The 12,397-nt window shown below is 71.5% G+C and carries 9 protein-coding genes; 5 read left to right on the plus strand and 4 right to left on the minus strand.

Going from position 1 to position 12,397, the window contains the following annotated elements; genetic code table 11:
• Nucleotides 1–473 precede the first annotated feature (473 nt).
• Together ACFQ7Q_RS35985 and ptsP are read left to right on the plus strand one after the other, a co-directional pair.
• Entirely contained in the window at nucleotides 474–923 is a 450-nt protein-coding gene (locus ACFQ7Q_RS35985; protein WP_383562789.1) for a PTS glucose transporter subunit IIA, read from the plus strand.
• An 83-nt stretch (nucleotides 924–1,006) separates the two neighbouring features.
• The gene (ptsP, locus tag ACFQ7Q_RS35990) at nucleotides 1,007–2,677 is read left to right on the plus strand and encodes a phosphoenolpyruvate--protein phosphotransferase (protein WP_383562792.1); all 1,671 of its coding nucleotides are present in this window, start codon (nucleotides 1,007–1,009) and stop codon (nucleotides 2,675–2,677) included.
• Nucleotides 2,678–2,742: 65 nt separating this feature from the next.
• Here the strand turns inward: ptsP and ACFQ7Q_RS35995 are convergent, their stop codons facing one another.
• Together ACFQ7Q_RS35995 and ACFQ7Q_RS36000 are read right to left on the minus strand one after the other, a co-directional pair.
• Complete coding sequence (locus ACFQ7Q_RS35995) at nucleotides 2,743–3,639, minus strand: hypothetical protein (RefSeq protein ID WP_383562795.1); 897 nt, start codon at nucleotides 3,637–3,639, stop codon at nucleotides 2,743–2,745.
• Between the two features lie 22 nt (nucleotides 3,640–3,661).
• Nucleotides 3,662–4,945: an MFS transporter gene (locus ACFQ7Q_RS36000; RefSeq protein ID WP_383562798.1), complete on the minus strand. Its 1,284-nt coding sequence runs from the start codon at nucleotides 4,943–4,945 to the stop codon at nucleotides 3,662–3,664.
• Nucleotides 4,946–4,992: 47 nt separating this feature from the next.
• Here ACFQ7Q_RS36000 and ACFQ7Q_RS36005 point away from each other — a divergent pair, with 47 nt between their 5' ends.
• Nucleotides 4,993–6,312 (plus strand): aminotransferase class I/II-fold pyridoxal phosphate-dependent enzyme, encoded by a 1,320-nt coding sequence (locus ACFQ7Q_RS36005; RefSeq protein ID WP_383562801.1) that lies wholly within the window; start codon nucleotides 4,993–4,995, stop codon nucleotides 6,310–6,312.
• Between the two features lie 64 nt (nucleotides 6,313–6,376).
• Here the strand turns inward: ACFQ7Q_RS36005 and ACFQ7Q_RS36010 are convergent, their stop codons facing one another.
• Nucleotides 6,377–8,347, minus strand: coding sequence for an acetoacetate--CoA ligase (locus tag ACFQ7Q_RS36010; protein ID WP_383562804.1), 1,971 nt, complete (start codon nucleotides 8,345–8,347; stop codon nucleotides 6,377–6,379).
• A 217-nt stretch (nucleotides 8,348–8,564) separates the two neighbouring features.
• Here ACFQ7Q_RS36010 and ACFQ7Q_RS36015 point away from each other — a divergent pair, with 217 nt between their 5' ends.
• Nucleotides 8,565–10,919, plus strand: coding sequence for a glycoside hydrolase family 31 protein (locus ACFQ7Q_RS36015; RefSeq protein ID WP_383562807.1), 2,355 nt, complete (start codon nucleotides 8,565–8,567; stop codon nucleotides 10,917–10,919).
• 57 nt (nucleotides 10,920–10,976) lie between these two features.
• On the opposite strand, the gene ACFQ7Q_RS36020 is transcribed toward ACFQ7Q_RS36015, so the two are convergent.
• The gene (locus ACFQ7Q_RS36020; RefSeq protein WP_383562810.1) at nucleotides 10,977–11,546 is read right to left on the minus strand and encodes an NUDIX domain-containing protein; all 570 of its coding nucleotides are present in this window, start codon (nucleotides 11,544–11,546) and stop codon (nucleotides 10,977–10,979) included.
• On the opposite strand from ACFQ7Q_RS36020, the gene ACFQ7Q_RS36025 reads away from it, so the two are divergent.
• Nucleotides 11,545–12,354 (plus strand): M15 family metallopeptidase, encoded by an 810-nt coding sequence (locus tag ACFQ7Q_RS36025; RefSeq protein WP_383562812.1) that lies wholly within the window; start codon nucleotides 11,545–11,547, stop codon nucleotides 12,352–12,354. The two genes, ACFQ7Q_RS36020 and ACFQ7Q_RS36025, sit on opposite strands and share 2 nt — an antisense overlap.
• The last annotated feature ends 43 nt before the right edge of the window (nucleotides 12,355–12,397 follow it).

Consider the following 12,397-nt stretch of genomic DNA (forward strand, 5'->3'; position numbering starts at 1 on the left):
CGCTTCCTTTGTACTCACCCTCTCGGGCTTTCCTCCGGGCTTTTCCCTTCGGTCTTTCGTGTTTCCAGCTTAGCAGATCCGATTTCCGTTTCTGCCACCCGCTGGAGCGGGCTTGCCGTTTCCGGAATTCGCTTTTCGCGCTTTCCCTTGCGGCGGGGTCAAACACTACCAGGCTTTCTCACTCCCCCTGACCACCCCTCCGCGGACATGCAGAGGTGTAGACCACTGGGGTTAGGATCTGGCTTGATAGGTGCTGCCGACCCACGACTCAAAGCCGCGTTGGGGTCAAGCAGGAGTACGACAGTACATCCCACCGTCAGTAGAGGCAAATCGTTTCCGGCTAGTCCCTAGGTCCGCCAACTGGTACGTCTCGTGCGGAACTAGGACTTCGTATGACATACGCTTCTGAACAGTACGCCGTCCAGGACAGGCAGTGACGGCGCCACACAATCTCCGCCCCTGGGAGGCTTCCCATGACAACCGTGACGTCGCCACTTGCTGGACGCGCCATCGGTCTCGCCGCTGTACCCGACCCGGTCTTCTCCGGCGCGATGGTCGGACCCGGCACCGCCATCGACCCCGTACGTGAGCCGTCGGAGGCCGTGTCTCCGGTCGACGGCGTCATCGTCTCTCTGCACCCGCATGCGTTCGTCGTCGTCGACGGCGAGGGCCACGGAGTGCTGACCCACCTCGGGATCGACACCGTTCAGCTCAACGGGCAGGGCTTCGAGCTGCTCGTGAACAAGGGGGACACCGTGACGCGAGGACAGGCCGTCGTCCGTTGGAACCCGGTCGAGGTCGAGGCCGCCGGCAAGTCCCCCATCTGCCCCGTCGTGGCCCTGGAGGCCACCGCCGACTCTCTCTCCGATGTCGTCGACAGCGGCGACGTGAAGGCCGACGACCAGCTCTTCAGTTGGAACTGAGGCCGGCATCGTCCTCGTGACGACCACGAGTTCGACCTTCAACGCGGCGGCCGGGTGCCGCCGCTCAATCGGAGACGGGTGAGATGGAGACAACGCTGCGAGGCGTCGGCGTCAGCCACGGAGTGGCGATCGGCGAGGTCCGGCACATGGGCACGGCGGTGCTGGAACCGCCGGCCAAGCAGATTCCCGCCGAGGAGGCGGAGCGCGAACAGGGGCGCGCCCGCCAGGCCGTGGAAGCTGTGGCTGCCGACCTGATTGCGCGCGGCAATCTTGCCGGGGGCGAGGCACAGCACGTGCTGGAGGCCCAGGCGATGATCGCCCAGGACCCGGAGCTCATCGCCGACGTCGACCGTCGGATCGCGGTCGGCAGCACGGCCGAGCGCGGTATCTACGACGCCTTCTCCCATTACCGCGAGCTGCTCGCGGGCGCGGGTGAGTACATGGCCGGACGCGTGGCCGACCTCGACGATGTGCGGAACCGTATCGTCGCGCGTCTGCTGGGCGTGCCGATGCCGGGTGTGCCGGACAGCGACGAGCCGTATGTGCTGATCGCGCGAGACCTGGCTCCCGCGGACACGGCGCTGCTCGACCCGACGCTTGTCCTCGGTTTCGTCACCGAGGAGGGCGGGCCGACCAGCCACAGCGCGATCCTCGCGCGGGCGCTGGGTGTGCCGGCCGTGGTCGCTCTGCCGGGCGCCGGTGAGATCGGCGAGGGCACGGTCATCGCGGTGGACGGTTCCACGGGCGAGATCTTCGTGGAGCCGACCGAGGAGCGTAAGGAGCGGATGACGGCGGCCGCCGCCGAGCGCAAGGCCGCGCTCGCCGCGTCCAGCGGTCCGGGCGCGACCTCGGACGGGCACAAGGTGCCGCTGCTTGCCAATGTCGGTGGTCCCGCCGATGTGCCGGCCGCGGTGGAGGCCGGGGCCGAGGGCGTCGGTCTGTTCCGTACGGAGTTCCTCTTCCTGGACGACAGCAAGAAGGCTCCGTCTGAGGAGAAGCAGATCGAGGCGTACCGCAAGGTGCTCGAGGCGTTCCCCGAGGGTCGTGTGGTCGTGCGGGTGCTGGATGCCGGTGCGGACAAGCCGCTCGACTTCCTGACGCCGGCGGACGAGCCGAACCCGGCGTTGGGTGTCCGGGGTCTGCGTTCGCTGCTCGACCACCCCGAGGTGCTGCGGACGCAGCTGACGGCGCTGGCGAAGGCCGTCGAGGGTCTGCCGGTGTACCTCGAGGTCATGGCGCCGATGGTGGCCGACCGTACGGACGCGAAGGCTTTCGCCGACGCGTGCCGTGAGGCGGGGCTGCAGGCGAAGTTCGGCGCGATGGTGGAGATTCCCTCCGCCGCTCTGCGGGCGCGTTCGATCCTGCAGGAGGTGGAGTTCCTGTCGCTGGGCACCAATGACCTGGCTCAGTACACCTTCGCCGCCGACCGTCAGGTCGGGGCCGTGTCGCGGCTGCAGGATCCGTGGCAGCCGGCGCTGCTCGACCTCGTGGCGCTGTCCGCCGAGGCGGCCAAGGCCGAGGGCAAGAGCTGTGGTGTCTGTGGCGAGGCCGCTTCGGATCCGCTGCTGGCCTGTGTGCTGACGGGTCTGGGTGTCACCTCTCTGTCGATGGGTGCCGCGTCGATTCCGTATGTGCGGGCGACGCTCGCGAAGTACACGCTGGCGCAGTGCGAGCGTGCCGCCGCGGCGGCTCGTGCGGCGGACACGGCCGAGGAGGCCCGGGTGGCCGCGCAGGCGGTGCTGTCCGGGGAGTGATCCCGGTACGTCGTGGTCGTTGAAGGGGCTTCCCGTCACATGTGTGGCGGGGAGCCCCTTCCGCGTCAGTGGTGGGTGGGCCAGTCGTCGTCCTCGGGGGTGACGGGGAAGCCGGCGCGGTAGTCGACGTGGGGTTCGGGTGGGAGTGGTTCTCCGGTGTGGGCGTCGGTGCAGTAGGCGCTGAACACCTCGGCTTCGGTGAGGGGGTGGAGGGTGCCCCGGGTGAGGCGCCAGCCGTGGAGTCGGTCGCGTGCGCCGGGGATCGTGGTGCGCAGGACCACTCCCCCGGGGCTGTCGTGGGCGATGCCGGCGGCGAGGACGGTGGCGAATTCGGCTCCGGCGCCGCTGTCGAGGTGGGCGGGTCCGTGCTGGTCGCGCGTGGCGTGGAGTACGGCGAGGAGTTGTTCGTCCGCGGCGGGGACGCTGCAGACCAGGTGGTGGGTGCCGGGGCCGGCGGCTTCGAGGAGGCGCATGAGCAGGTGGGAGGCCCGGTCGAAGGCGGCGTGGCCGATGTCCTGTCCGCAGTCGGCGCAGTCGCCGGTGTCGGTGAGGAGCAGGGCGGCGTACTCCCAGGTGGCGCGGCGGACGGCGGCGTCGATGAGGGTGGGGACGAGGTTGGTCATGGGTTGGCCGGTATAGGGGATGCGGGCTCCGGTGGCGGCGAGTTCGGCGGTGAAACGGCTGCGGCTGGCGGGGCGGTCGGGGTCGATGCCGGTGTCTTCGCAGTACTGCGCGTACTCCTCGGGGTCGAAGAGGGCAACGGTGGTGTGGCCGCCCTGGCCCGCGAGTGACTTGAGCAGGCCCTCGATCTGGCGGAGGTAGGCCGGGTGGTCGTCGAAGACGAAGGTGTCGTACCGGCGCATGGCGGTGAAGTCGTCCTCGTCGGCGAGGAGGCCGACGGTGCTGGGGACTTCGCGGCGCAGGGCGCGGCGCAGGGTCGTGGCGGTGCCGGGTCGTGTCATGTCTCCCCCTGAGCGCTGTCGATCAGTGCTCACTCACCGTAACCGGTGCCACTGACAGTGACGGCTTGGGGATCCGGTCGCGGATCAGGCGGTGCTGCGCCGCGCCCGCGGCGACGAGGCCGAGTCCGAGGAGGGGCCAGGCGAGCGCGCCTGCGGCCATGACGCCGGTGACGAGCAGGGGGCCTGCGAATCGCTGGGTGGACTGGGCGAGCCCGTGGACGCCGAGGTAGGCGCCCTGTGCTTCGGCGGGGGCCAGGGCGACGGAGAGTTCCCAGGAGGAGGTCGCGTGGACGATCTCGGCGAAGGTGAGGGCGATGACGGCGACGACGAGGGCCGTGATGGCGAGGGCGCGTCCGCCGGCCGCGGAGGCGGCGAGGGCGAGGGTGCCGACGACGAAGAGGCCGGCGAGCGGGACGAGGAGGCGCCGTGCGGCCTTGGCCGTGGCGCCGAACCGGGCGAGCGGGACTTGGAAGAGCACGACCAGGACGGTGTTGAGGACCAGCAGCAGTGGGGCGAGCCCGACGGGTGCGGCGGTGGCGTGGACGATCCAGAGGGGGATGGCGACCTGGAGGATCGTGTCGTCGAGGAAGAGGGCGGCGTCGGTGGCCGTGTAGGCGAGGAAGGTGCGGTCGCGCCAGGGGGTGGTGGGGGCGACGGCCGCTCGGTCGTCCGCCGCGGTGGAGGTGGCGGCGATGCGGGAGGGGGCGGGGGGTTCGGCGCAGCGCAGGGTGAGGACGGCGATGACGAGGTAGGTGACGACATTGCCGATGAGGAGCAGTCCGTAGGCGCGGCTGCTGCCGGTGGCGAGTGCGGCGGCCGCGCCGAGGCCGCCGATGGACCAGCCGATGTTGACGGTGGTGCGTTGGATGGCCTGGTAGCGGACGCGGTCGGAGCCGGCGAGGCGGGCCGCGTACAGCTTGATGAGGACGCTGCCCGCGCGGTCGGGGAGGGCGCCGAGTGCGGAGTAGAGCGTCAGCAGAAGGAAGTTGTCGGTGGTCAGGAGGGCTAGGAGGGCGGCGCCGCGCATGAGTTGGGCGCCGACGATGATCCGGACGAGCGGGAAGCGGTCGGCGAGGCGCCCGGCGAGCGGGGCGCCGGCGATGCCGACGCCGCCGGAGATCGTCATGAGGAGGCCGACCTGACCGAGGCCGAGCCCGGAGACGTAGGTGAAGTAGAGGACGGTGCAGCCGGCCCAGAGGCCGGTGCCGATCTTGTCGATGATGCTGACGAGGAGCATGCGGCGGCCGTCGCGGCCGCCGGGTATGCGGTTCAGGACGGTGTTGTGCCTCGGAGTTCGACGGCTCACTCGGTTCCCCCTTGACCAGAGCATTGTATTGATACATAGTTCAGTACGTGGCAACACAATATTCGATTGTCGGGACGACGGCCAAGGGAATTGCCGCGTCCGTTGAACAGGCCGTGTCCGAGGGTGGGCTCGGCCCGGGGGACGCGCTGCCTCCGGTCCGCCGGCTCGCGGGCGAGCTCGGGGTCAGTCCCGGCACGGTCGCCACCGCGTACAAGGAACTGCGGCAGCGGGGCGTCGTGATGACACGCGGGCGGGGCGGGACCGTGGTCTCGGAGGCGCCGTCGGTGGCCTCGCGGCGCCCGCCTCGGGTCCCCGCCGGTCTGGTGGACCTGGCGGGCGGCCATCCCGACCCCGCGTTCATGCCGGATCTACGGCCGCCGGCCCTCGTGCCCCCGGTGTACGGATCCCACCGCGCGGCTCCCCGGCTCCCCGCCCTGGAGGAGCTGACCCGGGCCTGGTTCGCGCGGGACGGGGTTCCGACGGACCATGTGACGTTCGCGCACGGCGCGCTGGACTGCATCGCGCGCCTGCTCTCCACGGAGCTGCGGCCGGGGGACGCGGTGGCGGTCGAGGACCCCGGGTTCCATCATCTGCTGGACCTCGTACCGGCCTTGGGGCTGCGGATGGTGCCGGTCGCCGTGGACGGAGAGGGCCTGGTGCCCGACGCCCTGCGGACGGCGCTGCGGGCCGGGGTGCGGGCGGTGGTGTGCAGCCCGCGGGGGCAGTGCCCGACGGGCGCGTACGTCACCGAGGCGCGGCGGGACGAACTGGTGGCGGTGCTCAGGGAGTTCCCCACGGTCCTCGTCGTGGAGGACGACCACAACGCCGACATCGCGGGGGCACCGGCCTTCACCCTGGCCGCGGCCGGTCTCGAACGATGGGCGCAGGTGCGGACCGCGTCCAAGCACCTGGGGATCGACCTCAGGTGGGCCGGGCTCGCCTGTGACGCGGCGACGCTGGCACGGCACGACGGGCGGATGCTGATGACGTCCGGCTGGGTCAGTCACGTCCTGCAGGAGACCGCGGCCGGGCTGCTCGCGGACCCGGAGGTGACGCGGCTGGTGGCGGCCGGTGAGGCGGCGTACACCTCGCGGCGCACGGCGCTGATCGACGCGCTGGCGGGCCATGGGATCGCGGCCGTCGGGCGGAGCGGGCTGAACGTGTGGGTGCCGGTGCGGGACGAGTCGGCCGTCGTCAACGGGCTGCGGACGCGGGGGTGGTGGGTCGCGGCAGGGGCGCGGTTCCGTATCGCGACGCCGACGGCGGTGCGGATCACGACGGCGGCGCTGGAGGTGGCGGCCGCCGGGCGGTTGGCCTCGGACTTCGCGGAGGTGCTGGGCGAGGCTCAGGCGACGTACGGGGGGTAGTGGCTCTCCTCCACCCGTAGGGGACGGGATCCGGAAAGCGAGCCCATCCCCTACGGCGTACGAATCACTTCGCCCGGTCGCGTCCCAGCTTCTCGTAGAAGGCGAGCAGGTCGATGTTGTCGACCGAGCCCGGGTTGACCGCCTTGGACATCGGGGTGCCCTGGAGGAGGCGCTTGACCGGGACCTCGATGCGCTTGCCCGTGAGGGTGTGCGGGACCGCGGGGATCTCGATGATGTCGTCGGGGACGTGGCGCGGGGAGAGTTCGGTGCGGATCGTCTGCTTGATGCGGGCGATCAGCGCCTCGTCCAGCGTCGCGCCCTCCGCGAGGTGGACGAAGAGCGGCATCCAGTAGCCGCCGTCCGGCTCTTCGAGGCCGATGACGAGGGATTCGCGGATCTCCGGGAGCCGTTCGACGGCCTCGTAGATGTCCGCGCTGCCCATCCGTACGCCCTGGCGGTTCAGCGTGGAGTCGGAGCGGCCGTGGATGACGACCGAGCCGTGGTCCGTGATGGTGATCCAGTCGCCGTGGCGCCAGACCCCGGGGAACATCTCGAAGTAGCTGTCGCGGTAGCGGCTGCCGTCCGGGTCGTTCCAGAAGTGGATCGGCATGGACGGCATCGGGTTGGTGACGACCAGTTCGCCGACCTCGCCGACCAGCGGCTTGCCGGACGGGTCCCAGGACTGCAGGTCCGTGCCGAGGCCGGCGGCCTGGAGCTCGCCGATGTGGACGGGGAGGGTCGGGACCGCTCCCGCGAAGCAGGAGCAGACGTCCGTGCCGCCGCTGACCGAGGCGATCCACAGGTCCTCGCGGACCTCGTCGTGGAGCCAGCGGAAACCGTCGGGCGGGAGCGGGGAGCCGGTGGTCGCGACGCACTTGATCGTCGAGAGGTCGAAGTCCCGCGCCGGGTGGACGTCCGCCTTGGCGCAGGCCATGACGTACGCGGCGGAGGTGCCGTACAGCGTCGCTCCGGTCCGCTCGGCCACCCGCCACTGGGCTCCGGTGTCGGGGTAGCCCGGGCTGCCGTCGTAGATGACCACGGTGGTGCCGGTGAGCAGGCCGGAGACGAGGAAGTTCCACATCATCCAGCCGGTGGAGGTGTACCAGAAGAACACGTCCTCGGGGCCCAGGTCGCAGTGCAGACCGAGCTGCTTGACGTGCTCGACCAGGATGCCGCCCTGGGACTGGACGATCGCCTTGGGCAGGCCCGTGGTGCCGGAGGAGTACAGCACCCACAGCGGGTGGGAGAACGGCACCTGCTCGAAGACCGGCTCCACGTCGGCGGAGGTCAGGTCCGACCAGGCGAGCGCTCCCTCGGGGGGCTCGGTGCCGAGGAGGGGGATGTGGATCACGGCGCGGAGGGTCGGGAGCTCCGCGCGCAGCTCCGCGACCGTCTCACGGCGGTCGTGCTCCTTGCCGCCGTAGCGGTAGCCGTCGACGGTGAACAGGACGACCGGCTCCACCTGCTGGAAGCGGTCCAGGACGCTGCGGGCGCCGAAGTCGGGGGCGCAGGAGGTCCACACCGCGCCGACGGCGGCCGTGGCGAGGAGGGCGGTGACCGCCTCCGGGATGTTGGGGAGGTATCCGCTGACGCGGTCGCCGGGGCGGACGCCCAGGGCGCGGAGCTCGGCGGCGAGCGAGCCGACCTGGCGGCGCAGCTCGGCCCAGCTGATCGGGCGCGGCTCATGTGTCTCGTCCACATGGAGCAGGGCCGGGTCGTGGGGGCGCTCCGCGGCGGCGCGCAAGGCGTGCTCGGCGTAGTTGAGGGTGGCGCCCGGGAACCACTCGGCGCCGGGCATCGAGCGGTCGCCGAGGACGCGCTCGTACGGGGTGGAGAAGCGGATGTCGAACCACTCGGCGACGGCCTGCCAGAACGACTCCAGCTCTTCCACCGACCAGCGGTGCAGGGCCGGGTATCCACCCTCGGCCGGGGCTCCGTGGCGCTCGGCGGCCCAGGACTGGAAGCGGGTGACCGCTGCGGCGGCGATGCGTTCCTCGTCCGGCTGCCAGAGCGGCTCGGTGTGCGCTGATGTCATGGGGCGGCTCTCCCTGGGCGTAACGCGGGTCTGCGTGTGTCGCGCGCACGTGCTGGGGTGTGCGCGTGACGCGGCTGACAGGGACGATGCCATGTGATCGTCTTTCGCACCAGGGTTCCCCGCCCATGGTCGGACGTCTGAATATGTGCTCCCACCACGGGTGAACGACAGTTGAACGAACCGCGCGGGGGCCTTGCCGAATGGCAGGGTGAGCTGCATGGACGGTCGTGAGCTGGTGCGTTCGGTGAGGGTGTTCGGATCGGTGCAGGGGTTGCGGGCGGTGCGTTCGGCGTGGCGGCAGCGTCGTACGGATGCGTGGGGATTGCCGCCGAGAGGGACGGAGCGGGCTCGGGTGCCGGGTCCGGTGGGCGATGCGGAGCCGCTGCCGGGCGGAGGGATCATCCGGTTCGCCCGTTCGGCGCTGCGGATCAGTGTGTCGGCCGGGGGCACGGTCTTCTGGGGCTGGGACGGGGCGGAGCCGCTCCCGTCGTACGCGTTGGCCGGGGAGCCGCCGGAGCCGGACCCTCGGGCGGAGCTGGAGCCGGACACCGACGGCGGTTGGCGGGTCGTGTCGGAGCGGGTGACGGTCGCGGTGTCCCGGCACGGGGCGGTGGAGATCCGTACGCCCGGTGGTGTGGTGTTGCGGCGGGATCTGCCGCCGCGCTGGTGGGAGCCGGTCGCGGGCGGGCCGGCACGCTGGGTGCAGCGCAGCGAGGTGCCTGCGGACGCGCGGTTCTTCGGGCTCGGCGGGCGGGCGGCGGGGCCGCGGCTGCGCGACGGCTCGTACCGCCTGTGGAACACCGACCCCAAGGGGCGCTTCTCCCCCGGCGACGATCCGCTGTACATCACGATGCCGGTGCAGTTCGTCGTCTCGGACGCGGGCACGCATCTGGCCTTCCACGACAACTCCTGGGACGGCCGCGTCACCCTCACCGAAGGTGAGGAGGGCGCTGGTTCCGGACACGACCGGCCGGGGACGAGCGAGGTCCGGATGGGGGGCGGACCACTGCGCTCCTGGGTCGTGGTCGGCACCCCCGCGCGCGTGCTGCACGGTTGGGCGGCCCTGACGGGTGCGCCGGCGCTGCCGCCTTCCTGGGCGCTCGGTCCGCAGCACGCGCGCTGGGGGTTCGGCAGCGAGCAGGAGGTGCGGCGGGTGGTGGACGGCTACCGCGAGCGGGGGCTTCCGCTGTCCGTGCTGCATCTGGACATCGACCACTACGACGCGCACCAGGTCTTCACGGTGGATCGCGAACGGTTTCCCGATCTGCCGGGGCTCGCGGACGAGCTGCGGGGGCAGGGGGTGCGGCTGGTGTCGATCGTGGACCCGGCGGTGAAGGCGGAGCCGGGGAACACGCTCTACGACAGTGGTTCGGCGGCCGGCGCGTTCGTTCGCGACGGGCGCGGGAACGAGGTGCACGGGGTGGTCTGGCCGGGCGAGTGCGTCTATCCGGACTTCACGGATCCGGCGGTAAGGGAGTGGTGGGGCGGCCTGTACGAGGAGCGGCTCGCGCAGGGGTTCTCCGGGATCTGGCACGACATGAACGAGCCGGTCTCCTTCTCCCCCTTCGGGGACCAGACGCTGCCGCGCTCGTCCCGGCACGCCCTGGAGGGGCGCGGCGGCGACCATCGCGAGGCGCACAACGTGTACGGGCTGACGATGGCGAGGGCCGGCTACGAGGGGCTGCGCCGGCTGCGGCCGGACGAGCGGCCGTTCCTCTTCTCGCGCTCGGGCTGGGCCGGGATGCAGCGGTACGGCGGGACCTGGTCCGGTGATGTGTCGACCGGTTGGCCGGGGCTGCGGGCGTCCCTGTCGCTGGTGCTGGGGCTGGGCCTCTGCGGGGTGCCGTACTCGGGGCCGGACGTCGGCGGCTTCGACGGGAGTCCGTCGCCGGAGCTTTTCCTGCGGTGGTTCCAGCTGGGGGCGTGGTTGCCGCTGTTCCGTACGCATGCGGCCATCGACGCGGGGCGGCGTGAGCCGTGGGAGTTCGGCGCCGAGGTCCTGGAGCACGCGCGCGTGGCGCTGGCCGAGCGGGAGCGGATGCGCCCGTACTTCGTCACGCTCTCCCAGCTCGCCCGGCTGACCGGCGCGCCGTACGTCAGGCCGGTGTGGTGGGGCGCTCCGGAGGACCGGGCGTTGCGGGACTGCGAGGACGCGTTCCTGGTGGGCGACGCGCTGCTCGTGGCGCCGGTCCTCGCCCCGGGCGCGGACCGGCGTGCGGTGCGGCTGCCGCGCGGGCGCTGGTACGACACGGCGACGGGGCGCGCGTACGAGGGACCGGGGCAGGTCCTGCTGGACGCGCCCCCGTCCCGTATCCCGGTGCTCGCGCGGGCGGGTTCGGTGATTCCCGTGCGGGGCGCGGACGGCGGGCTCGAGCTGGAGGTGTGGGCCCCGGCGGCCGGACGGGCCGGAGGCGGGCTCGTCGTGCGGGACACCGGGGACGGTTGGGAGAAGGCCGAGATCGAGCGGTACGCGTCGCGGCTCGTGGACGGCCGGGTGGTGGTGGAGCGGGTGACGGACGGAGGTTCGGAGGAGGTGGCGCTTCCGGTGCGGGTGCGGGGCCTGGCGGGGTGACGGCCCTCGGGTTCCTCGGTGTTCGTCGGGATTCCGAGGAACCCGTACCGATCGTCCTCAGGCTCCGTGGGTGTACCTCCCCGCGAACCAGCGGCGCACCGCCTCCGTGTGGAGCGGGAAGGCCAGTTCGGCCGGGGTGCGGAGCAGGTGCCATCCGGTGGTCTCGTCCGTGGGGGCGGAGGGCGGCAGTTCGGAGGCCGGGCGGGGCGGGAGCAGGCCGAAGAGGAGGAGGTGTCCGGCCGGGGAGCTGAGTGCGTCGGCGAGCCGTACCTCCCCCGCCGGCGCCTCGATCCCCGTCTCCTCGCGCAGCTCGCGGACGACGGCGTCGCGCCAGTCCTCCGCGTGGTCGATGAAGCCGCCGGGGAGCGCGACCTCGCCCCTGGCGGGTTCGATCGTGCGCGTGATGACGACAAGTCCCGTTCCCTGCCCGTCCGTTGCGGGGAGGAGGGTGATGGCGACGGGCAGCGGGTTGCGATAGGCGACGGAGCCGCAGGCGGCGCAGGTGCGGGGCCAGTCGACGGTCTCGGCGTAGCGGGCGCCGCAGCTGGAGCAGTAGGAGTCCTTCACGACAGGACCGTACGCGATCACTCTTTCCCGTGCCCCGCGGAACTGATAGACGGTGCACATGAGAGGACTTGCTTCCGTATTCCGTACCGTCGGTGTGCTGGCGTCCGCCGGGCTGCTCGCCGCCACCGCCGCCGTACCGTCCGCGCAGGCCAGGCCGGAGCCGAAGGCTCCGAAGGAGTTCGTGGCACTGAGCTCGGTGGACCGGACGATCATCCAGGAGATGCGCTACACGACGGTGCACAACTTCGTGGGCGAGAAGGTCGACGGCTACCGCCAGCCGCTGTGCATCCTGACCCGGCCCGCCGCCGAGGCGCTGCACCGTGCCCAGGTGAAGCTGCTCGCACGGGGCTACTCGCTGAAGGTCTACGACTGCTACCGGCCGCAGCGGGCCGTCGACCATTTCGTGCGCTGGGCGAAGGACCTCCAGGACGAGGAGATGAAGAAGGAGTTCTATCCCCTGGTCGACAAGTCGAGGCTGTTCGCGGACGGTTACATCGCCGAGAAGTCCGGACACAGTCGCGGCTCGACGGTCGATCTGACCATCGTGAAGCTGCCGGCGGCGACCACCCGCCCGTACGAGCCGGGCGAGAAGCTGGTGGAGTGCTACGCGCCGCAGGACCGGCGCTTCCCGGACAACTCCGTCGACATGGGCACGGGCTTCGACTGCTTCGACACGTTGTCGCACACCGACGATCCACGGATACAGGGTGCGCAGCGGGCCAATCGGCAGCTCCTGAAGGGGACGCTGGCGGAGCAGGGGTTCGTGAACCTGCCCGAGGAGTGGTGGCACTTCACGTTCAAGCCGGAGCCGTTCCCGAGCACGTTCTTCGACTTCCCCGTGGCGCGGCGGTCGATGGCCGGTCACTGATCCGCGGCGGATGACGGGCGGCCGGGACCACCCCCGTGGGTCC

The organism is Streptomyces sp. NPDC056527, assembly GCF_042794475.1.
GTDB lineage: Bacteria > Actinomycetota > Actinomycetes > Streptomycetales > Streptomycetaceae > Streptomyces.